Origin of the sequence: Kocuria palustris, assembly GCF_007666205.1 — a bacterium.
In the GTDB taxonomy this organism is placed as follows: domain Bacteria; phylum Actinomycetota; class Actinomycetes; order Actinomycetales; family Micrococcaceae; genus Kocuria; species Kocuria palustris_A.
On the sequence record NZ_VDOR01000012.1, the window covers coordinates 26340 to 48797 of the forward strand.

Below are 22458 nucleotides of genomic sequence, written 5' to 3' on the forward strand. Positions count from 1 at the left end.
CGCGACGGGCGTCGCCGGGACCTCTCATTCTGCCTGCTGGACCGGGGGCCGCGCATCGTCCCGGCAACCCGGGGCGTCCTGATCGGCGCCGCCCCGGGGCCGCATCCGCGCCAGGTCCTCAAGCTCCGCGCGGCGGGGCAGATCCGCGCCGGCGCGCGAGACGGTCACGGCGGCGGCATCCGAGGCGCGGGCCAGGATCGCGCAGACCTGCGCCTCGTCCAGGGCGGCGAGCTTCTGGGCGGCGCCCGGCCCCGTGATGCCGAGGTCGACGGCCTGCGAGATCAGCGCGGCCATGAAGGTGTCGCCGGCGCCCACGGTGTCGACCACGTCCGTGCTCGTGGCCGGGACCTGCGCTCCCACGGGGCCGGTGGCGTCGGTGACCGCCCACGGGCCCAGCTCGCCGCGGGTCACGACGACCATGCCCGCGCCCATCCGCTGCCAGGACCGGGCCGACTCCTGCAGGGTCGAGCCCGGATAGAGCCACAGCAGGTCCTCGTCCGAGGCCTTGATGAGATCGGCCCGGGCCGCGAGCTCCTCGATGCGCGCGCGGACGCGCTCGACGTCCTGGGTGATCGTGGGCCGGCAGTTGGGATCCAGCGAGATCAGCGCCCGTCCCCGGGCGGCCTCGACGAGCCGCAGGACGGTGTCGGCGCCCGGCTCCAGGGCCGCGGCGATCGACCCGGTGTGCACGGCGTCGGAGGAGCCCGCGATGCGCTGCAGGTCCTCGTCGGAGAGCCGGGGGTCCCAGCTCAGCGAGAAGTCGTAGTCCGCAGAGCCGTCCTCCCCCAGGACGGCTTCGGCGGTCGAGGTGGGATCGACCTGCCGCGGCAGCGGGATCTCGACGCCCTCGGCCTCGAGGCTCTGCTCGAGGAGGCGGCCGTCGTCGTCGTCCCCCCAGGTGCCCAGGAATGTCACCGGGTGCTCGAGGCGCGCCAGCCCGACGGCCACGTTGAACGGGCTCCCGCCGGGGTGGCGCACCGCCTGTCCCCCCGGGCGGGAGACCACGTCCACGAGCGCCTCGCCGATGACTGTCAGCATGGCGCCACAGTAGCAGTGGGCCATGGCGCCCCCGGGGCCGGATCCGGCTAGGATCATGCGCGGAGCGGGGTCCCGAGCCCCCGCCGCCCCCGTCCTCACGAGCACCGGTCCCGCGCCGCGGGATGCGATGGTGCGAGCCGTGCCGCGACGCACGCAGCAGCGGTCCGGACAGAGTCGTCCGCACCGAGGAAGCAGGTCACCCGTGAACCCTGTCGAGCCCTGGAACGAGCGCGAGGCCCGCGTCGAAGCCATGATCCCCGTGATCGGCCGTCTCCACCGCGAGAACAAGGTCGTCCTGAGCATCCACGGACGCTCCCTGGTCCACAAGTCCGTGCTGGAGATCCTCAAGGCCCATCGCTTCGCCCGCCGCATCGTGGGCCACGAGCTGTCCACGTCCGTCACCGAGCAGCTGATCGGCATCATCGACACCCTCGAGCTCGGCGCCTGCCGGATCGACCTCGGCCGGCTCGCCGCCCTGCTCGAGGACTCCCAGCGCGAGGACGTCCAGCTGTTCGTGCGCGAGCAGCTGGCCGCCGTCATCGACCGCAAGGGACAGAACATCCCCCCGTCGCAGGACGTGGTGCTCTACGGCTTCGGCCGCATCGGCCGTCTGCTGACCCGCATCCTGGTGGAGCGCAACGACGGCACGGGCCTGAACCTGCGCGCCGTCGTGGTGCGCCGCAAGCCCGGCAACGACCTGGTCAAGCGCGCCTCCCTGCTGCGCCGCGACTCGATCCACGGCAAGTTCAACGGCTCGATCGTGGTGGACGAGCAGCGCAGCGTCATCTCGGCCAACGGCGTCGACATCCAGGTGATCTACGCCGACAGCCCCGCCGAGGTCGACTACACCGCCTACGGGATCGACGACGCGATCCTGATCGACAACACCGGCGTCTGGCGCGACGTCGACGGCCTGTCCCGTCACCTGCAGGCCAAGGGCATCGCCAAGGTCCTGCTGACCGCTCCGGGCAAGGGCGAGATGAAGAACATCGTCTGCGGCGTCAACGACTCCGACATCCTCCCCGAGGACACGATCATCTCCGCGGCCTCCTGCACCACCAACGCGATCACCCCCGTGGTGAAGGTCCTCGACGACGAGTACGGCATCGAGCAGGGCCATGTCGAGACCGTGCACGCGTTCACCAACGACCAGAACCTCACGGACAACTACCACAACGGCCCCCGTCGCGGCCGCGCCGCCGGGCTCAACATGGTGCTCACCGAGACGGGCGCCGCCAAGGCCGTCTCCAAGGCGCTGCCCCGGCTCGAGGGCCGGCTGACCGGCAACGCCATCCGCGTCCCCGTCCCCGACGTCTCCATGGCCGTGCTGACGCTGCAGCTCGACCGCGCGCCGGCGGACAAGGACGAGCTGAACGGCTTCCTGCGCGGCATCTCCCTGGACTCGCCGCTCAGCCGCCAGATCGACTACACGGATTCGCCCGAGACCGTGTCCTCCGACCTGATCGGCTCGCGCTACGCCTCGATCGTCGACGGGCTCGCGACCGTCGTGAACCGCAAGACCGTCGTGGTCTACGTCTGGTACGACAACGAGTTCGGCTACTCCTCGCAGGTGGTCCGCGTGGCCGCCAAGATGGCGAACATCAAGCAGCCGTCGTTCCCGTCGGACTGGACGCACGCGAGCGCGCTGCCGTCGAACTGACGCCGACCGCACCACCGCTGCGGGCGGGGGCTCACTCGCGCTGCGGGTGAGCCCCCGCCCTCGTCGTCGGGGGAGCGTTCACGCGAGCGGCCGTTTTCTCACCCCAACGACCGCGACCGGCCGATTCCTCACCGTTTCGCGGCTGAAACGGTGAGGAATCGGCCACTCGCGTGGGGAAGGGTGAGGAATCGGCCACTCGCGTGGGGAGGGGTGAGGAAGCGGCCGCTCGCGGGGCAGCGGGATGCGGCCGCAGGGCGGGAGCTCAGCCGAGCAGCCACTCCTGCACCGCCAGGCCCAGGGCATGCAGGTCGTCGACATGCACCATCTCGCGGGCGGAGTGCATCGAGAGCAGCCCGACGCCCACGTCGAGGGTCCGCATGCCCAGCCGCCCGGCCGTGATGGGCCCGATCGTGGATCCGCACGGCACCGCGTTGTGGGAGACGAACTCCTGCGTGGGCACGCCCGCCCGCCGGCACGCGAGCCGCCACTGCGCGGCGCCGTCGGCGTCGGTCGTGTAGTGCTGGTCCGCGTTGATCTTCAGCAGCGGACCGCCGCCGGGGCGGGGGCGGTTCGCGGGATCGTGGTGGCCGGGGTGATTGGGGTGCACCAGATGCCCGGCATCCGCGGACAGGCACGACGACGACGCGAGGACGGCACGGCGGCGGTCCTCGTCCCAGCCGAGAGCGGCCCCCACGCGCACCAGCACGTCCTCGAGGAACGGACCGGCGGCGCCGGAGCGGGTGCGCGAGCCGACCTCCTCGTGATCGAAGGCGGCGAGCATCGCGATGTGCTCGGCCCCGCGCAGCTCCTCGAGCCGCTGGGTCAGCGCGGTGAGACCCGCATGCACCGAGGTGAGGTTGTCGAGGCGGCCCGAGGCCAGCAGCTCCCGGTCGGTGCCGAACAGCCGCGGAGGCTGCGTGTCCGCCAGGACCACGTCCCAGCCCAGCAGGTCCTCGCCCCTCAGCGCGGTCCCCGACGCTCCGCTCGCACTGCGGGCCAGCAGGTCGAGGATGTCGCCGGGCTCGTCCCCGCAGCCCCAGACAGGCTGCATGTGCTGCTGGGGGTCCAGGGCGAGTCCCTTGTTGGCGGTGCGGTCCAGGTGGATCGCCAGCTGCGGGATGCGGGCCACGGGCTCCGTGGCCACCAGGCGGGTGGCGACGCCGTCGTCGGTCTGCACGGCGACCCGCCCGGCCAGCCGCAGCTCGCGGTCCAGCCAGGAGTTCAGCAGCGGCCCCCCGTAGACCTCGACGCCGATCTGCCGCCATCCGGAGTGCCCCGTGCTCGGGCGCGGCTTGAGCTTGAACGACGGCGAATCGGTGTGCGCGCCCAGGACGCGGAAGCCCGTCCGCTCGTCCAGCCGCTCCGGGACCGCCCAGGCGATGAGCGCCCCGTCGCGGAGGACGTACGACGGCTGCCGGACGTCGTCGCCCGTCCACCGGCGCCGCTCGTCGAGCCGCTGGAAGCCTGCGGCCTCGAGCCTGCGAGCGCCCTCTGCCGCCGCGTGGAACGAGCTCGGCGACGCCATGACGCAGCGGCCGAGATCCTCGGCGGTGCGTCCCGCCGGCGTCTGCGGCCAGTCCGGATCGGCGGGGACGGAGGGGGTCAGCTCTGCCAGCGGTTCAGCCATGCGACCCAGTCTAGGGACGGGGCGTGCCTCCTCCGTCGGGCGCCTCACTTCGAGATGTGGTCTGCTCGCATCGGCGTGCGCGGTAGGTTCATGCCATGACCCCCATCGCATCGGAAGCGCAGCCCGGCACGGCGCCTCCGGAGCTCCCCGAGCCCGGGACGCGCCGCGGCCCCGCCCTGGGCCACGCCGCCCTGGGCATCGCCCTGGTCGCGCTGGTCCTGTCGACCCTCTGCGCGGCCCTCGTGGGCGTCGTGCTGATCGAGGCGCAGCAGCTCAGCGACGGCACCTGGACCGGGATGTCCCCCGATGCCCGGGCCAGGGCATGGGTGCTGCTCTCCTCGCAGGTGGCGTGCGGCCTCCTGGGCCTGGGGGGCCTGGTGCTGGGAGTGATCGCGTTCCTGCGCGGGCAGGGCCGCGGCGCGGCGCGCTCGGCGATCGTCGTGGCCTCGCTCGGCCCCCTGGTCGCCTGGGCCACCTGGGGCGTGGCCTCCGAGGTCGCGGCCTGAGGCCTCCGGCACCCGGAGCCGATCCGGCGCTCAGCGGCGCGCGCCCGGCCCGGACATCCCCCGTCCCTGCGGCGGGACGAGATCGTCTGCCCCGGACCGAGGTGCCGGGCCGGCCTGGGCGCCGAGCGGAGGTGCAGCCGGAGGCCCGACCTGCTGCCCGAGCGGGAGACCGGCCCGGGGACCGGCGCCCTGCGGCATCCTGCCTGCACCCGAGCGCCACGCGGCCAGCATGTCCGCGATCTCGGCGGCCGCCGGCAGCTCCCGGACCTCCGAGGCCCGCAGGCCGGTGAAGCGCTCCCAGTCCCGGCGCGCGCCGCTCGGCCACACCGGGCTGCGCCGGGTCACCGCCAGCCCGGAGCGCTTGGCGATCCGGATCGCGATCAGCGCGAAGGCGATCTGCATCACTGCGCTCGAGGTGAAGCCGAACCAGCCCACGGACTCGGACTGCGCCGCAGGGTCGTAGGGGACGAACAGCATGATCACCGTGGCGAAGAGGTTGTTGACCACGTGCAGCGAGATCGCGGCCTCGAGCCCGCCGGTGCGCCAGGTCACCCATCCGGCCACGACGGCCATCATGCCCACCGAGAGCTGGCCCCAGATGTCGTAGATGTGACCGAGCATGAACAGCGGCGCCGGCAGCAGGATCGCGAAGAGCGGGTGCCGCAGCCACCGCCCCAGCATCTGCGCCAGGTAGCCGCGGAACACGACCTCCTCGGCCGTGCACTGGATCGGGACGATGAGCAGGATCAGGATCAGCGAGAGCCACCACCAGGGCTGCGGCTCGAAGGGGGGCGTCTCCTCGGCGGGGGCCAGCACGGCCAGCAGCGCGCCGAGGCCGAACTGAACGACGGCGTAGATCGCGATCGCGACGCCCGCGGTCAGCAGCAGGTACTTCCACCGGATCCGACCGGTCACCGACCAGATCAGCGCCAGCGGGCGGGGACGCATGACCCAGCGTGCGAACAGCGCGATGGGCAGCCAGATGGCGACCGATCCGAACAGCAGGACCAGCAGCCACGGATCCGCCATGTTCATCTGGTTGGGATCGCCGACGAGGAAGGAGTCGGCTGCCTCGGGGTCGAACGCCAGGATCCCCAGCATCAGGAAGAGCACGAACACGATGCTCGCCCCGAGGTAGAGCACCCCGCTCAGGACGCCCTCCACGATCGGGCTCCACGGCCGATGCCGATGATCCGCGAGCGCGAGCCGGTGATACGGCAGGGCCCGCACCTCGGCCCCCAGCGGGAGGCGCCGCTGCGGGCCGGCGGTCGGGCCCGCAGGGCCCCGGGAGTCCGGCGGGGCGACGTCCCAGGGCGCTGCCGACGGGACGGGGGCCGGCGGGGAGGGCCGCCCCGCGATCGCTGTGCTCATGGCCTCCACGGTATCCAACGCGGACGACGACGCCCTCCCCCGCGAGGAGGGGCCGCTCCGGGGCGGCCTCCTCCTTTCGGAGGCACGACGCCGCCGCGCCGCTCAGCGGGCGAAGACCTCGGCGAACCGAGCGAGCAGCCGTCTCGGCTGATCGGCCTGCGGGCCGTCGATGACCCGGGACCGGACCTCCGCGGCGTCCTCGGGCCGGAAGTACCCGTGGTGCTTGTAGGCCTCGATCCGGCTGAGCAGGGCGACGTCGTCGAGCTCGGGATGGAACTGCGTGGCCCAGGCCCGCTCGCCCACCCGGAACATCTGCACGGGGCAGTCCTCTCCCGTGGCCAGCAGGACCGCGCCCTCCGGGAGATCGCGGATGGCCTCCTGATGCCCCACGTATCCCCAGAACTGCTCGGGCATCCCCTCCAGCAGGACGTCGCGGGCCCCCTCCTCGGTCACCGTGATGCGGATCGGGCCCACCTCCTCGGCGTAGGTCCCGTCCACGACGCCGCCCTGATGCACACCCAGGGTGCCGACCCCGTAGCACGCGCCGAAGAACGGGGTGCCGTGCCGCATCACGCGGTCGAGCAGTGCGCGCAGGTCCTTCTCGACGCGGACCTGCACCGCGGACTTCCGGTCGGCGGGCGTGGACGTGGTGAACGGGGAGCCGCCGACGAAGATCCCGGAGATCTCGTCCAGATCCGTCTGCGCGAGCTCGCGGGAGGCCTCCGGCCCCTGCTCGAGGCGGATCTGCCGCAGCCGCTGCTCGTCGAGCCCCGTGAACCGGCGGAAGGTCTCGTACTCCTCCGCCGAGATGACGTCCTCGGGGCGGGTGGAGATCAGGAGGAAGGGCTTCATCCCCGTGCTCCTCAGGCAGCCGCGCCCGCGAGCACGGCCGTCGCCGCATCCCGGGCGGCCTCGGGGGAGCCGGCCCGGACGGCGGCCTCGGCGGCGCGCTTCATCTGATCGTCCGTGGCCTCGCCGAGCTTCACGCCGACGGCGGCCAGCGCCGGGGCCGCCGCCGACAGCGACGTGATGCCGAGCCCGATCAGCACGCAGGCCAGCAGCGGGTCGGCGGCGGCCTCGCCGCACACCCCCACGGGCTTGCCAACGCGCTGCCCCGCTCGGGCGGCCATCTGCACGAGCCTGAGCACGGCGGGCTGCCACGGATCCGTCAGCTGGGCCAGCCCGGAGGCCATGCGGTCGGCCGCCATGGCGTACTGGGTGAGGTCGTTCGTGCCGATCGAGAAGAAGTCCACGTGCTCGAGCAGCTGATCGCTCAGCAGCGCCGCCGACGGCACCTCGATCATCACCCCGGGCTTGAGGCCGCGCTCGCGGCACAGGTCTCCGAACCAGCGGGCCTCGTCGACGGTCGCGATCATGGGGGCCATGACCCAGGGCTCGGCGCCCGATCCCTCCGCGGCCCGGGCGATGGCATCGAGCTGGCGGGTCAGGACGCCGTCGTCCTGGAAGGCGATGCGCACGCCGCGCACGCCGAGGGACGGGTTCGGCTCGTCCGGCATGGTCGCGAAGGCCAGCGGCTTGTCCGAGCCGGCGTCGAGGGTGCGCACGACGACCTTCGAGCCCTCGAACGCGTCGAAGACCTCGCGGTAGAGCGCCGCCTGGTCCTCGACCGTGGGCTCGGAGTGCGCCTTGAGGAACGACAGCTCGGTGCGGAACAGGCCGACCCCCTCCGGCAGGCCGGTGGCCACGGCCGTGCGGGCGCCGGCGCCGTCCTGGACATTGGCCAGCAGCTGGATGCGGGTGCCGTCGGCGGAGACGGCCGGGCCGGTCCAGGTGCGGATCCTGGCCAGGGTCTCGGCCGACTCGGCGGCGCGGGCGGCAGCGGAATCGGCCTCCGGCTCGAGCTCGATCACGCCGGACTCGCCGTCGACCAGGATCAGCTGGCCGTCCTGGACCCCGCGCAGCCCGGAGCCGGCGCCGACGACGCAGGGGATGCCGAACTGGCGGGCGATGATCGCGGTGTGGCTGGTCTTGCCGCCCAACTCGGTCACGATGCCCTGCACGAGCTCGGGGTCCAGCCCGGCGGTGTCGGCCGGAGCGAGGTCGTCGGCCAGCAGGACGATGGGCTCCGCGGGGCTCGGCACGCCGGGCTCGGGCTCGTCGCGCAGCTCGGCGATCACGCGGTCGCGGATGTCCTTGAGGTCGGTCGTGCGCTCGGCCATGACGCCGCCGAGCTTCTCGAACTTGGCGACGAACGCGTCGGTGGCGCGCGCCGCGGCGAGCTCGGCCGACGCGCCGCCGTCGATGTGCTTGCCGACGGCGCGGCGCCAGCCCTTGTCGGTCACGAGCGCGGCGGTCGCGGCGAGGACCTCTGCCGCGTGGCCCTCCGCGTGCTGGGCGCGGCCGTCCAGCCGCCCGGCGACGGTGGCGGCCGCGACGTCGAAGCGCTCCTTCTGCGCCTCGCGGTCCGCCTCCGGGACCTCCGGGCCGTCCGCGGGCAGGGCCGGGCGCGGCCGGACCCACATGGCCGGACGGGCGGCGACGCCGGCGACGACGCCGATGCCCTTCAGATCGTCGGCCCGGGCTGCGGGATCTCCCGAGCCGGCAGAGGCTGCGACATCAGCAGGGGCGAAACGGGCATCTTCGGACATGAAGAGCGCTCCTCATCATCGAGTCGCTGCGACGCATGGCGATGCGCGTCACAGCAGGGCCTGCCCGCAGTCTAGTGAAGTGCGCCACAGATTGACAATCCACTCACCCGGGCATGATCATGCTCATATGGGCGTAACGAATGTCACAGGACGTCCTCCCTCGGCGGAGGACGGAAGCGCGGCGGGCGGCCCCGACCCCGAGGCCGGCCAGTCGCTGTTCGCGCCCGAGCGCCGCCTCGCGATCTCGCAGCAGGCCGTGATCCAGGGGCGGGTCTCCGTCGCCGAGCTGGCCGCCCGGTTCGCGGTGGCCCCGGAGACCATCCGACGGGATCTCGACGTCCTGGAGCGCCAGGGGCGCATCCAGCGCGTGCACGGCGGAGCGATCCCGCCCATCGGGCGCAGCGGCAGGGAGGCGGCCGTCGACGACCGCCGGGCCACCCGGATCGAGGCCAAGACCGCGATCGCCCGCGCCGCGATGTCCCATCTGCCGCCGGCGCACGGCTCGATCCTGCTCGACGGCGGCAGCACCACCGGGCAGCTCGCGGCCGCCATGGCCGCCGCCGCGCGGGAGGACGCCCTGGACCCCGTGACGGTCGTGACCAACTTCCCGGCCGCCGGGGTCGAGCTCTCGCAGGCCGAGGCCGCGGACGTCCTCCTGCTGGGAGGGCGCCTGCGCCGCGTCACCGAGACCGTCGTGGGCGCGCAGACCAATGCCGCGCTCGGGTCCATCTCGGCGGACGTCGCGTTCCTGGGCGCCAACGGCATCTCCGCGGCCCTCGGGCTGACCACCCCGGATGCGGAGGAGGCCGCCGCCAAGCGCCTGATCGCCGCTCGGTCCCAGCGGGTGATCGCCCTGACCGACTCGTCCAAGTTCGGCCTCGAGCACCTGTGCACGTTCGCCGAGCTCGCCTGGGTCGACGTCCTCATCACCGATGCAGCCCCCCCACCACCCCTGGCCGAGGCCATGGACCGAGCAGAGATCGAGGTCGTGATCGCATGATCGTCACCTTCACCGCCAGCCCCAGCATCGACCGCACGGCCGCTCTGAGCGCCCCGCTCGAGCGCGGCGGGGTCAACCGCATCTCCTCCGTCCAGGACGGCCCGGGCGGCAAGGGGATCAACGTCTCCCGAGCCCTGACCCTCGCCGGGGCGCCCACCCTGGCCGTGCTGCCCGCTGCGAGCGGCGACCCCCTCCTGGCCGCCCTGGACGAGGCGGGCGTGGCGCACCGGGCCGTCGAGCTGCCGGGGCGGGTGCGCACCAACCTCACCCTGAGCGAGCCCGACGGCACGACCACCAAGCTCAACGAGCCCGGCGCCCGGCTCGACGACGCGGCGCAGCAGGCGTGCCGTGCCGCGCTGCGCGATGCCGCGTCCGACGGCGACTGGGTCGCGCTGTGCGGCTCGCTGCCCCCGGGCCCGTCGAGCGACTGGTACGCCCGCCTGGTCCGCGAGCTGCGCGGCAGCGGGGCCCGCATCGCCGTGGACACCTCGGACGCCCCCCTGGTCGCGCTGTCCGAGCAGCTCGAGACCGCCGCGCCCGAGATCCTCAAGCCCAACGGCCTCGAGCTCGGCCAGCTCGTGGGCGCCGACGGTCCCGCGATCGAGGCCGCCGCGGATGCCGGGGACTTCCTGCCCGCGGCGCGGGCCGCCCGCGAGCTCGTGCGCCGCGGGGTGGCGGAGGTCCTGGCCACGCTCGGCGGGGCCGGCGCCGTGCTCGCGACCGCCGAGGGCGCCTGGGTCGCCGCGCCCCCGCCCATCACCCCGGTGTCCACCGTGGGCGCCGGCGACTCGTCGCTGTCCGGGCTGCTCCTGGCGCACGCGGAGGGACTCGAGCCCGCCGAGCGCCTGCGCCGGGCCGTGGCCTTCGGCTCGGCGGCCACGGCTCTTCCGGGCACCGGCGTCCCCTCCCCCGAGCAGATCGACCTGGAGCGCACGGCCGTCACGCCGCTGGCGATCGGCTGAGCGCCCACCGCATCCCCGCCCCTCGACTCCCCTGCCCGGCAGGCGCAGAACCCCTCCGGACCCTGCCCGGGCGCCCGATCCCCGGAGGCTGGCCCCACCGAGCGGCCGTCGGCCGCCGCACCGAAGGACTGGACATGTCTGAGAACCCACCGCTGATCACCGCCGACCTGGTCTGCCTGGACCAGGACCTCGGCTCCGCCAAGACCAAGGTCATCACGCGCCTGGCCGGGATCGTCGCCGCCACCGGGCGCGCCGACTCGGCCAAGGGGCTGGCCGCCGACGCCCTGGCCCGCGAGGAGCAGTCCGCCACCGGGCAGCCCGGCGGCATCGGCATCCCGCACTGCCGCTCCGCGCACGTGCAGACCACCTCCCTGGCCTTCGCCCGCCTGCCCGAGCCGGTGGACTTCGGGGCCAAGGACGGCCCGGCCGACCTCATCTTCCTGATCGCCGCGGCCGACGGCGAGGGCCAGGCCCACCTCAAGCTGCTGTCCAAGCTGGCGCGCGCCATGGCCCGGAAGTCGTTCCTCAGCGCCCTGCGGGAGGCCGGCTCCGCCGAGGAGGTCGTGGCGATCGTCGAGGAGGTCCTGGCCCCGCGGCCCAAGCCGGCCACGGATCAGCTCGACGCCGCTCCGACGACGGGCGCCGGGGCAACGGCGGCAGGCGCAGGCGCAGGCGCAGGCGCAGCGGCCGCCGCATCGCCCTCGGGCCCCCAGTACGGAGGCGCTGCCGCACCGGGCGGCTCGACGGCCGCCTCGGCGGCGGAGCCCTCGGGCGGGGCAGCCGGGACGGACGCCGACGGCGCGGCCGGGGCATCCGGCGCCCCCGGGCGCCGCCTCGTGGCCGTGACGTCGTGCCCCACGGGCATCGCCCACACCTACATGGCGGCCGAGGCGCTCGAGCAGAAGGCCGCCGAGATGGGCCACGAGCTCGTGGTCGAGACCCAGGGCTCCTCCGGCGGCACGCCGCTGACCCAGGAGCAGATCGACGCGGCGGACGCCGTCGTCTTCGCGGTGGGCGTGGGCGTGCGCGACCGCGAGCGCTTCGGCGGCAAGCCGGGGGTCGAGGCCGGAGTCAACGTCGGCGTCTCCGACCCCGAGGGCCTGATCACCAAGGCCCTGGCAGCGGCCGACGACCCGAACGGGCACCGGATCGCCGGGGGCGGCGGCTCGGCGGCGGAGTCCTCCGGCGCGGGCCAGGGGGCCACGAGCTGGCCGCGGCGCATCCAGCAGGCGCTGATGACCGGCGTGTCCTACATGATCCCGTTCGTCTCGGCGGGCGGTCTGCTGATCGCGATCAGCTTCCTGATGGGCGATGCGGGCATCGCGAACATCGCCCCGGACATCGTGGCCGCGAACAGCCTCGCGAACCCGCCGAGCGCCGGGGACTTCCCCGACGTCGACCTGCTGCGCGGCGACGGCGCGTGGCTCTACCTGGCCGCCGTGCTCAACGTCGTCGGCGGCCTGGCCATGGGGTTCCTGGTCCCGGCGCTGTCGGGCTACATCGCCTACGCCCTGGCGGGCCGCCCCGGCATCGCCCCGGGCTTCGTGGGCGGGGCGATCGCCGTCGCGCTGAACGCCGGCTTCATCGGCGGCCTCGTCACCGGCCTCATCGCCGGCCTGATCGCCATGTGGATCGGCTCCCTGCGCGCCCCGCGCTGGCTGGCCGGGCTCATGCCCGTCGTCATCATCCCGCTGGCCACCACGCTGATCGTGGGCCTGCTGATGTACCTGCTGCTCGGCGCTCCGCTGGCCGCGCTGATGACCGCGCTGCAGAACGGGCTGTCGTCGATGTCCGGGTCCTCCGCAGTGCTGCTCGGCGTGATCCTCGGCCTGATGATGTGCTTCGACCTGGGCGGGCCCGTCAACAAGGCGGCCTACCTCTTCGGCACCGCGGGCCTCTCCGCCGGCGGCGAGGCGAATCAGATGATCATGGCCGCCGTCATGGCCTCCGGCATGGTCCCGCCGCTGGCGCTGGCGCTGTCCACGACCATCCGCGGCCGCCTCTACAGCGAGGCCGAGCGCGAGAACGGCCGCTCCGCGTGGCTGCTCGGCGCGGCCTTCATCTCCGAGGGCGCGATCCCGTTCGCCGCGGCCGATCCGCTGCGCGTCATCCCCTCGATGATGGCCGGCGGCGCCGTGACCGGAGGCCTGATCGCAGCCCTGGGCGTCACGCAGAACGCCCCCCACGGCGGTCTCTTCGTGCTCGGCACGGTGGGGAACCCCCTGGGCTTCCTGATCGCGCTGGTGGCCGGCGTCCTCGTCTCCGCGGCGATCATCACGCTGCTCAAGGCCCAGCGCCAGCGCTCGCTCATGGCCCGGGCGAAGGCCGAGGCGGAGCATGCCGATGCCCCCACGGCACAGACAGCCGCGGTCTGAACCGCCTAAACTGGACAGCACCACGACCAGCGGTGCGACGACGCACCCGACAGGAGGAAGCATGCCCAGCAAGAAGGTCATCGTCGGCTCGGCCGTCGGCCTGCACGCCCGTCCCGCTGCGATCATCTCCGAGGCCGCCGGGGAGTACGACGAGGAGATCCTGATCGGCCTCGTCGCCGATCCCGACGAGGAGCCCGCCGATGCCTCGTCCTCGCTGCTGATCATGGCGCTCGGCGCCGAGAAGGGCACCGAGGTCGAGGTCTCCTCCGACAGCGCCGAGGCCGTCGAGAAGATCGCCGGCCTGATCGAGCAGGACCTCGACGCCGGCTGACCCGACCGCTCCCTCGCACGGAGCCCGCAGCACGAGACCCGCGCAGCCGACCTGGCTGCGCGGGTCTCGTCGTCCCCGGCCCCGCCCCGGCTGGCGCGACGGCCGCCGTCGGGCGGGCGTCAGGAGGCGACGGCCTGCTGTTCGAGGGGCTGCCGCCGATCGGCGACCTTGACCGCCGCGACCCAGGTCAGCAGCAGGATGAACAGGACCAGGTAGGGGATGATCCAGATGGTCTCGGCGGCGTGCATGTGGACGCCGAACTTGTCGACGATCCAGAGCCCGCGCATGGGCCCGATGTAGGCGCCGATCAGCCAGATCCACGCCATGATCTGCGCCGGCCGTCGGAACCGCCCGCGCAGGACGTGCGGGAAGGCCTCGGTCCACAGGGCCACCGCGATGACCGGGAAGTAGACCTGGTGGTGCGACCAGGAGATCGGCGACATGAACAGCATCACGAGCGCGTTCATGGAGATCGCCGAGAGGGTCATGCCGCGGCGCAGCAGCGACGGCAGCGCGATCGCCACGGCCACCAGCATGATCAGCACGAGCGGGTAGCGGATGGGATCCACGAGCTCGTCGGGGAAGCCGAGCTTGATCACCACGCCGGTCAGGGCCGTGTTGTCGATGTACTTGATCGAGCCCACGCGGTCCGACGAGGACACGGCATCGGTCCAGAACTGGATCGAGTCCTGGAACAGGATCAGGAAGCCCAGTCCGACGGTGGCCGCGAAGGTCACGCCCATGGCCACGATCGCCCGGACGTTGCGCCCCATCAGGAAGATCAGGCCGAAGGCCAGCGGCGTCAGCTTGATGCCGGCCGCGATGCCGATCAGCACGCCGCGCGGGATGAAGGCGACGGCCCGCTCGATGCCGGAGCCGGTGCCGTCGGTGCGGCGCACGAGGTCCAGGAAGATCAGCGCGAAGAGCAGGATGTTGACCTGTCCCAGCGAGATCGTGCGGATCCACGGTCCGCAGAAGAGGATCACGGCGGTGATCAGCGCGACCGAGGCCGCGGTGCCCAGCGCGCGGCTGCCCGGCAGCGGGCGGCCGCGCCGCTCGGCGACGGCCAGCAGCGCACGGCCGAGCACGACGGCGCAGACGATGTCCAGCAGCAGGAGCAGGAAGCGCGTGACGTCGAACGGGATCCAGGCCAGCAGCCCGAACAGCAGGGCCGCGAACGGCGGATACGTGAAGGGCAGCGTGTCGGGCCCGCCCCACGGGACGGGGAACTCGAGGTCGTAGAGCGGCTGGGCGCGGGTCTCGGGATGAGCGACCCACTGAGCGCCCATGTTGTAGACCATCAGGTCCAGCGAGCCCTCCATCACGAGCCGGATGGACCAGGCCAGCACGGCGGCCAGGGCGATCCAGGCGAGCGCCTTGGCCCAGGCGGGGCCATGGCCCGCCGCGGGGGCGGGGGCTGCGCGGTCCGCGGCCTGGGGCGCGACGGCGCTGGAACGGGCGGATGAAGACAACCGGACCTCCTGGAGGGGACTGCGGCCCGGGCAGGGCCGCGACCAGGGTAGCGGCCCCGGTCCTCGCACTTCCGACGACCGGCCTCAGCGCCGTCGCAGACCCCGCATCATCGCCCTCACCGCCAGCGCGCCGGCGGCCGTCAGCACCGCGCCCCAGCGATCGGGTCGCACGACGCCGTGGGCGTCCTCGGAGGGGCCCAGCCCGGTGCTCTGGGCCGCGCCCGACTCGCCGCCGCCGGCCTCCCCCGGCGCCGGCGCGGCCGCCGGGGCCGGGGCTGCGATCGCCGCATCGGCGCCCAGCCGGTCGGTCTGCAGCCAGGTGGTCCGGGAGCGCAGGGACACCGGCAGCACGAGCTGATGCGGGTCGGCCCAGCCGCCCGGGGGCTCCGGCTCCTCCCGGGCTCCGGAGCGCCGCTGCTCGAGCTGCTCGGCAGGGGCGTGGGCGTCGGGGTCGAAGCTGTCGAGCAGCGGCGAGTAGGTGGTGATCCGCACCTCGCCGGCCTCGGCGCGGAACTGCAGCAGGCGCAGGAAGCCGGTGCGCCGCTCCCCCGCGGCCGCGACCGGGTCGGCCTCCGCTCCGCCGTCCGCACCCGAGGCGGCGCTCACCTCGCCCTCGTGCCCGTCGGCGGCCTTCTCGATCTCCTCTGCCGGCTCGGGCAGCCGGTGCGACTGGTAGTCGGCGAGCACGGCCGTCGTGGGGTGGACGGGATCGCTGCGCTCGACGCGCCAGCCGGTGCCGGAGATGTGGCCGCTGAGCACCAGGACCACGTTCGCGTTGCGGGCCACGATCCCCTCCTGGATCCGCAGGCCGTCGTCGGGCCCGAAGCTGCGGGGGCCGCCCCAGGGCGCGCCGGAGCCGTCGGGGCGCGTGCCCCGATCCAGGAAGTGATGGGTGCACAGGATCGCGTCCCGGTCGGAGTGCTCCTGGAGGACGTCGTTGGCCCACGCGATCTGCTCGTCGTCGACCCCGTAGCCCAGGTGGAGCATGAGCAGGCGCACGCTGCCGATCGTGAGCAGGTCGTAGTGGCAGCTCGCGTCCTCGGGGCGCCAGGGCCGGCCGCGCTGCGCGGTGACGCGCGGCGCCCCGGCAGCGGCGTCGCCCGCCGACGGGGCCCACGTCCCGGCGGCGTCGCGCAGCCGCTGCGGCCCGAAGAACCTGTTGTACAGGCTCAGCTCGGGCGCCGCGCCGCCATCCTGGTCATCCGAGCCCCAGCGGTTGTCGTGATTGCCCGGGAGCACGCCCCAGGGCAGCCCGATCCGCTCGAACCGCTCGAACATCTCCGAGGCCGCGGCGAACTCGCGCTCGGCGACGGCGCGGCGATCCCACCACCAGCACCAGTTCTGCACGACGTCGCCGGTGTGCGCGAGGTAGACGATCCTGCGAGTCCCCGCGCTGTCCTCGATCCAGTCCGTGATCGCGTCGATGGCGGCCTGGAAGCGCTCCCGCTTCTGCGGATCGCGCGTCTGCGCGGCCCCCTCGGCGAGGTACTGGGTATCGGTGAGGTGCACGATCGCGAAGTCGTAGTCCTCCGGATCCGCGAAGCCCGCCTCCGCCTCGCGCACGGGAGCAGCGAAGTCGTCCTCCCCGAGCACGAGCAGCCGCACCTCGGCGGGACCGTCAGCACCGGGGCCGACGTCGGCGCGGCCGGCAGCGCCTGCGGCACCGGCGGGGCCGTCAGCACGCTCGGCGCCGCGATCGCCCTCGGCCCCGCGGTGGAGCAGCTCGGGGGGCAGCTGCGCGCGCAGCTCGATGCGCCGCCCGCCGCGGCCCTCGGCCCGCGCGAGCATCCGCCAGGATCCGGCGTCACCGGTCTGCTGCGCCCACAGGGACACGCTGCGGCCCTCCGGCGCCGTCCCCGACCAGACGGCCTCCGCGCCGCGCCCCGGCGCGAGGCGCACGCTCGCGCGCACGTACGGCAGGTCGTGGCAGGGGCCCGTGTCGAGCAGGATGCCGTCGGCGCGCTGGACCTCGACGGCCCCGGCCTGCCGCTCGGAGGCCGGGTCGAGGTCGAAGAGCTCGGAGTCCGGGCGCAGCGCGGTGCGGCCCAGCCTCACCTCCCGCACCTGCCCGGGCGCGGGCCGCTGATCGTCGGGACGGGACATCGAGGTGGTCGGCACTGGCTCCCCCATGGCTGCTCGGAGACGGCGCCTGCGCGGAGGCCGCGCTGATCCGGGCGCCGTCGCGGGGCCGATCCTGCCACCGGCGGGTGAATTCCGGGTGGACGCGGGCCGACGGCCGATCGTGTCCGAGGCCGCGGCGGCGGCCCCGTCAGTCCCCGAGCGTGGGCAGCCCGGCCCCGCTCCACGACGACAGCCCGCCGTCGAGATGCCGGATCCGGCGCGAGATGCCCGCCGACTCGTCGGCGGCGCGCAGCAGGCTCAGCGCCTCGGCGGAGCGGATCCCCGCCTGGCAGTGCAGGACGAGGTCCCCGCACCCCGCCAGCGCGTCAGCGGCCTGCCCGGCAGTGAACTCCCCCAGCGGCATCGACCGGGCGCCGTCGATGCGCTCGAGCCGGTGCTCCCAGGGCTCGCGCACGTCCACGAGCTCGAAGGCCGCGCGGCCCGCCCGGCGCTCGCGCAGCAGCGCGTCGAGCTGCCGGGGGCTCACCAGGTCGGGGTCGGCGGCAGCGGCTTCCGCCGTCTCGTCACCCGGCGCACCGCTCGACGCTCGAGCGACGGGCGGCGGCCCCGGGGCGGCGGGCGCTGCGGGGTAGCCGTCGCGGAGGGGGTCCGCGAACGGCGACATGCGCGTCACGGGCGCCGCATCCAGCGATCGTCGCAGCGGGATCTGGGTCCATGTGCCGTCGAGCCCGTCGCAGATCGAGACCCGGCCCAGCAGCGGCGTCCCGACCCCCATGATCAGCTTCATGGTCTCCATCGCCAGGGCCGAGCCCAGCATGCCGGGCAGCGCTCCGAGCACCCCTGCTTCCGCGCAGCTCGGCACCGATCCGGGCTGCGGCGGCACCGGGTGCAGGTCGCGGTAGGTGGGGCCGTGCTGCGCCCAGAACACCGAGGCCTGCCCGTCGAAGCGCAGGATCGAGCCCCACACGTGCGGCAGGCCCGCGATCTCGCAGGCATCGGAGACGACGTAGCGGGTCGCGAAGTTGTCCGACCCGTCGATCACCACATCGCAGCCGCCCACGAGCTCCAGAGCGCTGCCGGCCTCGATCCGCTCCCGGTGCTCGATCACGCGGACGTCGGGGTTCAGCTCCCGGATCCGGGCGGCGGCCGAGGCGGTCTTGGCCCTGCCTATGCCGCCCGCGGCATGGATGACCTGGCGCTGCAGATTCGACAGCTCGACGGCGTCGTCGTCCACGATCCCCACGGTCCCCACCCCGGCGGCCGCGAGGTAGAGCAGGGCCGGGGAGCCGAGGGCGCCGGCCCCGATGCACAGCACCCGGGCGGCGCGCAGGCGCCGCTGCCCGAGCTCGCCGATCTGGGGCACGCGCAGATTGCGGGCGTAGCGGCGCAGCTCGTCCGCACTGAGCTCCGGGCCGGGCTCGACCAGGGGCGGGAGGCCCTCGGCGCTCACAGATTCACCCACTGGCTGCCGCCGTCGCCCAGATGCTGCTCCTTCCAGATCGGGACGGCCGCCTTGATCCGGTCCACGAGCTCGTCGCAGGCCTCGAACGCCGCCTTGCGGTGCGAGGCGCCCACGGCCACCTCCATGGCGGAGTCGCCGACGGACAGGTGACCGATGCGGTGCGCCGCCGCGATCCGCAGGCCGGGGCGGGCGTCGGCGATCTCCTGGCAGGCGGCTCGCAGCGCGTCGGCGGCCTGCGGGTGCGCGGTGTAGTCGAGGGAGGCGACCTCGCGTCCGCCGTCGTGGTCGCGCACGATGCCGCTGAACCCGACGACCGCGCCCACGGTCCGCGCCGCCGCGAGCGCGCGGACGCCGACGGGGTCCAGGGGCTGGTCCGTGACCCAGGAGTCGACGACCGCGGAGGGCGCCAGATCGGCGGGGTGATCGCCCTGCCGGCCCGAGGGCTGGAACCCGCCGTCGGCGGGGACGACCGCCGCCGCGTCCGACGGGGACCCGCTCGACGGGATCGTGCCCGGCGTCTGCGCGCCGGCAGGGACGGCCGGCGCCCGGGATGCCTCGGGCTTCGAGTGCCCCGCGTTCCGATCGCCCTCGAGCTGATGCAGGATGTGCTCGAGCAGCGGGAGGATCACGGCCATCCCGTCCTTCACCCCGCCGCGCGAGCCCGGGAGGTTCACCACGAGCGTGCGCCCGGAGACGCCGGCCAGACCGCGGGAGAGCACCGCGGTGCGCACGCTGCGCAGCCCCTCGGCCCACAGCGCATGCACGATCCCGGGCAGCTGCAGATCGAGCAGCTCGGCCGTGATCTCGGGGGTGCGGTCATCGGGCATCACCCCCGTGCCGCCCGAGGTCACGAGCAGGTCGGGGCGCTCGTCCGCCGGCAGCTCCCGCAGCCGGCGGTGCAGCTCCCGGCGCAGGGGCTCGCCGTCGGCCACCACGATCGGGTCCGGACAGTCCAGGCCGGCTGCGCGCAGCAGCTCCACGCCGGCCGGCCCCGCGGTGTCCTGATAGGTGCCCGCGGCCGCCCGGGTCGAGGAGACGACGACCACCGCTCGGCGCGGCGGCAGCTCGGGATCCCGCTGCCCCCAGGGCCTCGTGCGCTCGGACGTCGGGCTCATGGCTGCGGCTCCTCTCGTCTCCAGTCGCCCGACTTGCCGCCGGACTTGGCCGTCACGCGGATGCCGCCGATCTCGGCATGCCGGTCCACCGCCTTGATCATGTCGTACAGCGTCAGCACGGCCACGGAGACCGCGGTCAGGGCCTCCATCTCCACTCCGGTCACGCCGCGGGTCCGCACGCTCGCCCGCAGCCGCACCTCGGTCTCGCCCCGCTCGAAGTCGACGGCGACCTGGGAGATCGGCAGCGGGTGGCACAGCGGGACCAGGTCCGGGGTGCGCTTGGCCGCCATGATGCCGGCCACGCGCGCGACGGGCAGCGCATCGCCCTTGGGCAGATCGGCCGCGAAGATCATGGCGATCACATCGGGGCGCGTGCTCAGCCGCGCCTCGGCGGCGGCTTCCCTCGAGGTCTCGGCCTTCGCGGAGACGTCGACCATGTGCGCCGATCCATCGGCCCGCACGTGGGTCAGTCCCCCTGCCGGCCCGGTCTCCTCCGGGTGATGCTGCTCATCGCTCATGCGTGGTGCGCTCTCCTGCCTCTGCTCTGCCTGCGGCAGCCTCCACCGTAGGGGCTCGTCGCAGGCGCTGCCGTCGCATCGGCCGCCGGGCCGGCCGGTTCCGTGTCCGGGCTGCTCGCGGCCGTCGTCCCGGGGCCGCGGAAGGGGCCGGGGACGACGGCCGCCGGGCTCAGGCGGCCGCGACCCGGCGCTCGTCGATCCGGCCGCCGTTGCGCAGCACGAGGGCCACGAGCAGCCCCAGGACGCAGAACAGGGCCAGCAGCATCAGCCCGATGAAGTAGGAGTTGTGCTCCGGGCTGTAGGTCGCTCCCATGACCAGCGGCGGGAAGTAGCCGCCCAGGCCGCCGGCGGCCGCGATCACGCCCGAGACGGTGCCGACGGTCCGCGAGTCCGAGGCCCGGGAGACCCAGGCGAACACGCCGCCGGTGCCCAGGCCCAGGAACACGGCCATGATCAGGAACAGCGGGCCGTAGACGAACTCGTGCGAGGGCTGGAAGGCGATGATCGTCGCAAGGACGGCACCGCCGACGTAGGCGGTGATCGAGACGACCCTGGGCCCGAGCTTGTCGGCCAGGGTGCCGCCGATCGGGCGGGCGATCACGGCCGCCAGCGCGAAGCCGGCGGTGCGGGTCCCGGCCTCGGTGGCCGCGTAGCCGTAGACGTTGCCGAGGTAGGTCGGCAGGTAGTTGGAGAAGGCCACGAACGCGCCGAAGACGATCGCGTACATGAAGCACAGCATCCAGGTCTCCTTCAGCGCGAAGGCGGCCTTGAGCTTGGGCATCATCGGCGTGGGCTCGAGCCCGCGGCGCGTGGGCGACTCGCGCAGCAGCAGCCAGCAGATCGCGGCCGTCGCCGCGACGAGCACGGCGATCAGCACGTGGGCGCCCATGTAGCCCATGCCGCTGACGATGCGCGGGGTCACGAAGGCCGAGACGGCCGTTCCGGCCATGCCGGCGCCGAACACGCCGGTCGCGAATCCCTTGCGGTTGGCCTCGTACCAGGCGGAGCAGAACGGGATGCCGATCGCGAAGACGGTGCCCGCGATGCCCAGGAAGAACGAGACGAGGACGAGCAGGCCGAAGCTGTTCATCCGGCCCACGAGCGCCGTGAGCAGCACGAGCGGGGCGGTGATGCCCAGGATCGCGGTGAACATGACGCGCCCGCCGTAGCGGTCGGTCAGGGCGCCGACCGGGACGCGGGCCACCGATCCCACCAGGATCGGCATGGCCACGAGGATCGAGGTCTGCCCCGCGCTCAGGTCCATGGCCTCGGAGTACCGCGAGGACAGCGGCCCGATGATGGTCCAGGCCCAGAAGCCCATGACCGAGGCCAGGGTGGCGATGATGAGGTTGCGGGTCTGGCCGGCCTTCATCTCGGCGTCGACGGACGCCCGGGTGTCCGGAGAGGACATGGGTGATCTCCTGATGATCATGCCGCGCTCGCCGCGGCGGAGGATGGTGGTGAGGCGTTCTTCGGGAAGGGCCCGGGCGCGCGGGGCTGCCCCGCGCGCCCGGGTCAGCGCCGCCCGGCGGAGCTCGGCTGGCGGGGCTGCCGCTTGGGCCGCTGGGCGCCGGAGGGCGCGCGGTCCTGCGTGCCGATCGGGTCCCAGCCGCGGCGGACCGGCGCGTGGCCCGTGGTGCGGCCCCGGTCGCGGGAGCGGTACACGATGTACGGGCGGAACAGGTAGTGCACGGGCGCGGTGAACGCGTGGATCAGCCGGGTGAAGGGCCAGGCGATGAACAGCGCGAAGGCGAAGAGCACGTGGACCTTGAACGACGGCGACGACGCGGCCATGGCCCCGATGTCCGGCTGCAGGATCCAGATCGAGCGGAACCACGGGGAGACGGTCTCGCGGTAGTTGACCACCGTGTGGTCGAAGACCGAGATCAGGGTCGTGGCCAGGCCGGCCAGCAGGGCCAGGACCAGCAGCACGTACATGAGCTTGTCGTTGGCGGTCGTGGCCATGAACACCGGGCCGGTGGTGCGACGGCGGTAGATCAGCAGAGCGATCCCCACGAGGGTGCCGAAGCCCGCGAACAGCCCGATCGTCAGCGCCATGATGTGGTACATGTGCTCGGTCACGCCGGCGGCGTCGGTCCAGGACTTGGGGATGACCAGGCCGACGATGTGCCCGATCAGCACCGCCAGGATCCCGAAGTGGAACAGCGGCGAGGCGATCCGCAGCAGCTTGCCCTCGTAGAGCGACGACGAGCGGGTGGTCCACCCGAACTGGTCGTACTTGTAGCGCCAGATCGTGCCGCCGATGAAGATCAGCAGCACCACGTAGGGCAGCACTCCCCAGAGGAGGATGTCGATGAGGTTCATGGCGG

General features: G+C 73.7%; 18 protein-coding genes. 6 read left to right on the plus strand and 12 right to left on the minus strand.

The features are described 5' to 3' along the window. Positions 1–24: 24 nt before the first annotated feature. A complete protein-coding gene (locus FSY66_RS10495) occupies positions 25–1038 on the minus strand; it encodes a carbohydrate kinase family protein (RefSeq protein ID WP_144794683.1) in 1014 nt (337 codons plus the stop codon). Positions 1039–1240: 202 nt separating this feature from the next. Here FSY66_RS10495 and FSY66_RS10500 point away from each other — a divergent pair, with 202 nt between their 5' ends. Continuing rightward, positions 1241–2698 (plus strand): glyceraldehyde-3-phosphate dehydrogenase, encoded by a 1458-nt coding sequence (locus FSY66_RS10500; protein ID WP_260853649.1) that lies wholly within the window; start codon positions 1241–1243, stop codon positions 2696–2698. A gap of 262 nt (positions 2699–2960) precedes the next feature. Here the strand turns inward: FSY66_RS10500 and FSY66_RS10505 are convergent, their stop codons facing one another. Then, positions 2961–4325 (minus strand): M18 family aminopeptidase, encoded by a 1365-nt coding sequence (locus FSY66_RS10505; RefSeq protein ID WP_144794688.1) that lies wholly within the window; start codon positions 4323–4325, stop codon positions 2961–2963. Between the two features lie 95 nt (positions 4326–4420). On the opposite strand from FSY66_RS10505, the gene FSY66_RS10510 reads away from it, so the two are divergent. Continuing rightward, a complete protein-coding gene (locus tag FSY66_RS10510) occupies positions 4421–4831 on the plus strand; it encodes a hypothetical protein (RefSeq protein ID WP_144794690.1) in 411 nt (136 codons plus the stop codon). 30 nt (positions 4832–4861) lie between these two features. Here FSY66_RS10510 and FSY66_RS10515 read toward each other — a convergent pair whose 3' ends face one another. The 3 genes from FSY66_RS10515 to ptsP all read right to left on the minus strand — a co-directional run bounded on the left by FSY66_RS10515 (position 4862) and on the right by ptsP (position 8811). Further along, the gene (locus FSY66_RS10515) at positions 4862–6202 is read right to left on the minus strand and encodes a CPBP family intramembrane glutamic endopeptidase (RefSeq protein ID WP_144794692.1); all 1341 of its coding nucleotides are present in this window, start codon (positions 6200–6202) and stop codon (positions 4862–4864) included. Positions 6203–6304: 102 nt separating this feature from the next. Beyond that, entirely contained in the window at positions 6305–7054 is a 750-nt protein-coding gene (locus FSY66_RS10520) for a glutamine amidotransferase (protein WP_144794694.1), read from the minus strand. Positions 7055–7065: 11 nt separating this feature from the next. Further along, complete coding sequence (ptsP, locus tag FSY66_RS10525) at positions 7066–8811, minus strand: phosphoenolpyruvate--protein phosphotransferase (protein WP_260853650.1); 1746 nt, start codon at positions 8809–8811, stop codon at positions 7066–7068. Positions 8812–8938: 127 nt separating this feature from the next. On the opposite strand from ptsP, the gene FSY66_RS10530 reads away from it, so the two are divergent. From FSY66_RS10530 to FSY66_RS10545, 4 genes are all read left to right on the plus strand, one after another. Continuing rightward, the gene (locus tag FSY66_RS10530) at positions 8939–9811 is read left to right on the plus strand and encodes a DeoR/GlpR family DNA-binding transcription regulator (RefSeq protein ID WP_222115532.1); all 873 of its coding nucleotides are present in this window, start codon (positions 8939–8941) and stop codon (positions 9809–9811) included. Then, positions 9808–10773 carry a 1-phosphofructokinase family hexose kinase gene (locus FSY66_RS10535; protein ID WP_144794696.1) on the plus strand — a complete coding sequence of 322 codons (966 nt, stop codon included), beginning with the start codon at positions 9808–9810 and terminating at the stop codon, positions 10771–10773. The genes FSY66_RS10530 and FSY66_RS10535 overlap by 4 nt, the downstream gene beginning before the upstream one ends. 134 nt (positions 10774–10907) lie before the next feature. Continuing rightward, a complete protein-coding gene (locus FSY66_RS10540; protein WP_144794699.1) occupies positions 10908–13148 on the plus strand; it encodes a PTS fructose transporter subunit IIABC in 2241 nt (746 codons plus the stop codon). 61 nt (positions 13149–13209) lie between these two features. Then, positions 13210–13479, plus strand: coding sequence for an HPr family phosphocarrier protein (locus tag FSY66_RS10545; protein ID WP_144794701.1), 270 nt, complete (start codon positions 13210–13212; stop codon positions 13477–13479). A 119-nt stretch (positions 13480–13598) separates the two neighbouring features. On the opposite strand, the gene FSY66_RS10550 is transcribed toward FSY66_RS10545, so the two are convergent. The 7 genes from FSY66_RS10550 to narI form a co-directional block, all read right to left on the minus strand. Beyond that, positions 13599–14951 (minus strand): glycosyltransferase 87 family protein, encoded by a 1353-nt coding sequence (locus tag FSY66_RS10550; RefSeq protein WP_144794703.1) that lies wholly within the window; start codon positions 14949–14951, stop codon positions 13599–13601. Positions 14952–15035: 84 nt separating this feature from the next. Then, positions 15036–17069 (minus strand): metallophosphoesterase, encoded by a 2034-nt coding sequence (locus FSY66_RS10555; protein ID WP_144794705.1) that lies wholly within the window; start codon positions 17067–17069, stop codon positions 15036–15038. A gap of 151 nt (positions 17070–17220) precedes the next feature. Beyond that, positions 17221–18495 carry a ThiF family adenylyltransferase gene (locus tag FSY66_RS10560; protein WP_144794707.1) on the minus strand — a complete coding sequence of 425 codons (1275 nt, stop codon included), beginning with the start codon at positions 18493–18495 and terminating at the stop codon, positions 17221–17223. Beyond that, positions 18480–19610, minus strand: coding sequence for a molybdenum cofactor biosynthesis protein MoaE (locus FSY66_RS10565; RefSeq protein ID WP_144794709.1), 1131 nt, complete (start codon positions 19608–19610; stop codon positions 18480–18482). The genes FSY66_RS10560 and FSY66_RS10565 overlap by 16 nt, the downstream gene beginning before the upstream one ends. Beyond that, on the minus strand, positions 19607–20128 hold the full coding sequence (moaC, locus tag FSY66_RS10570; protein ID WP_144794711.1) for a cyclic pyranopterin monophosphate synthase MoaC: 522 nt from the start codon (positions 20126–20128) through the stop codon (positions 19607–19609). The genes FSY66_RS10565 and moaC overlap by 4 nt, the downstream gene beginning before the upstream one ends. A 169-nt stretch (positions 20129–20297) precedes the next feature. Beyond that, on the minus strand, positions 20298–21539 hold the full coding sequence (locus tag FSY66_RS10575; RefSeq protein WP_144794713.1) for a nitrate/nitrite transporter: 1242 nt from the start codon (positions 21537–21539) through the stop codon (positions 20298–20300). Between the two features lie 104 nt (positions 21540–21643). Beyond that, positions 21644–22453 carry a respiratory nitrate reductase subunit gamma gene (narI, locus tag FSY66_RS10580; RefSeq protein WP_144794715.1) on the minus strand — a complete coding sequence of 270 codons (810 nt, stop codon included), beginning with the start codon at positions 22451–22453 and terminating at the stop codon, positions 21644–21646. Between the last annotated feature and the right edge of the window lie 5 nt (positions 22454–22458).